The following is a 1,471-nucleotide window of genomic DNA, read 5'->3' as shown; positions in this document are numbered from 1 at the left end:
CGACGTGCCTCACGTTTTTTGAGCGCGTAGGGTGTGGTGGTGCCTCATCGGGAATGAGCGCGAACGGTATCGGTCCTGTTTGGCTTGTCTTATGGAAGACAGGATCAGCATGGCGACGAAGCGGCAGGTCACCCTGAGATTCAGGGATGAATACATGAAGGCGTCGAAGAAGGACAAGGGACGCATCCTCGATGAGATGTGCTCCGTGCTGGGAATCGGCAGGAGCACCGCGAGACGCAGACTCACGGAAGCCGGGCGCGGCAGGCCGTCGATGTCGCCCGCGGAGCGGCCGAAGCGGTATTCGGAGCAGTCGCGCGAGCTGCTGGTCCAGGTGTGGCTGATGATGGATGCGCCGTGCGCGAAGTACCTCAAGGCGATGCTGCCCCTGTGGATGCCCATGCTGCGCGCGCACGGCGAGCTCGCCGACTGGGACGGTTTCGCGTTCCGCGAGCTGGAGCGGATGAGCGCGGCCACGATGGACCGGTACCTCAAAAAGACGCGCGACGCGGCACGGCCCAGAGGCATCTCCACTACCCGGCCCGCCGGGGAGCTGCTGCGCAACTCGATCACGATCAGGAAGGCCGGCGACGAGCTGGACGGCCTGCCCGGCAACGTCGAGGCCGACACCGTGGCCCACTGCGGGCCGAGCGTCAGGGGCGAGTTCTGCCGCACCCTGACCGTGGTCGACGTCGCCACCGGATGGACCGAGAACGCGTCGTGCCGCAACAACGCGTTCGCGAACCTCTCCAAGGCCGAGGCGCTGGTCGAGGCCCGTCTGCCGTTCCGCATCCGCTCCTACGACACGGACAACGGCAGCGAGTTCATCAACCGCGACCTGATCGCCTGGCTGCAGGAGCGCGACATCGAGCAGACCCGCTCCCGCCCCTACAGGAAGAACGACCAGGCCACCGTCGAGTCCCGCAACAACCACGTCGTGCGCCGCCACGCGTTCTACTACCGGTACACCGTCGATGAGCTCGGCCTGCTCAACGAGCTATGGGAGCTGGTGCGCGTCAAGGCCAACCTGTTCACCCCGTCCAAGAAGCCGGTCGCGCGCGAAAGCACCCGGGACGGCCGTCCCCGCCGCGTCTACGACGCACCACGCACCCCGTGGGAGCGGCTCAAGGAGTTCGACGAGGCGGACAGGGCCGCCGGCGGCCCCGGCTTCATACCCGACGACAAGCGAGAGGAGATCGAACACACGCTCGCGACCGTGAACCCGGCCGAGCTCGTCCGCCGCATCCACGACATCCAGGACCGGCTCGAAGCACTGGCGGCACCGCGCACCGCGCGGCTGGCCAGACGCATGGGCCCGGACATGGCATACTTGAACAAGACGCTCGCCCGGATCGCGGGCGTCGAACCGGAAGACGACGAAACCCCACAAGCCGACGCGGACTAGGATTTCACGCTCACCACAGGTGAGGCACCACTCCGGATTACGCGCTCATTTTCAAATGAGGCACCTCGG

1 protein-coding gene is annotated in these 1,471 nt (G+C 66.4%); it reads left to right on the top strand.

Annotated features, from left to right (window positions below; all coding sequences use genetic code 11):
* The first annotated feature begins 109 nt into the window (after window positions 1-109).
* Window positions 110-1,402, top strand: coding sequence for an integrase catalytic domain-containing protein (locus KIH76_RS11460; protein ID WP_236037015.1), 1,293 nt, complete (start codon window positions 110-112; stop codon window positions 1,400-1,402).
* The last annotated feature ends 69 nt before the right edge of the window (window positions 1,403-1,471 follow it).

Origin of the sequence: Bifidobacterium simiiventris, from assembly GCF_019331715.1 — a bacterium.
In the GTDB taxonomy this organism is placed as follows: domain Bacteria; phylum Actinomycetota; class Actinomycetes; order Actinomycetales; family Bifidobacteriaceae; genus Bifidobacterium; species Bifidobacterium simiiventris.
The sequence above is the reverse complement of the archived record's forward strand: the minus strand, read 5'-3'. Positions and strand labels throughout refer to the sequence as shown.

What these genes read in the sequence shown, in the direction of transcription:
- KIH76_RS11460 (WP_236037015.1), top strand. Translation starts at nt 110, where the DNA reads ATGGCGACGAAGCGGCAGGTCACCCTGAGATTCAGGGATGAATACATG.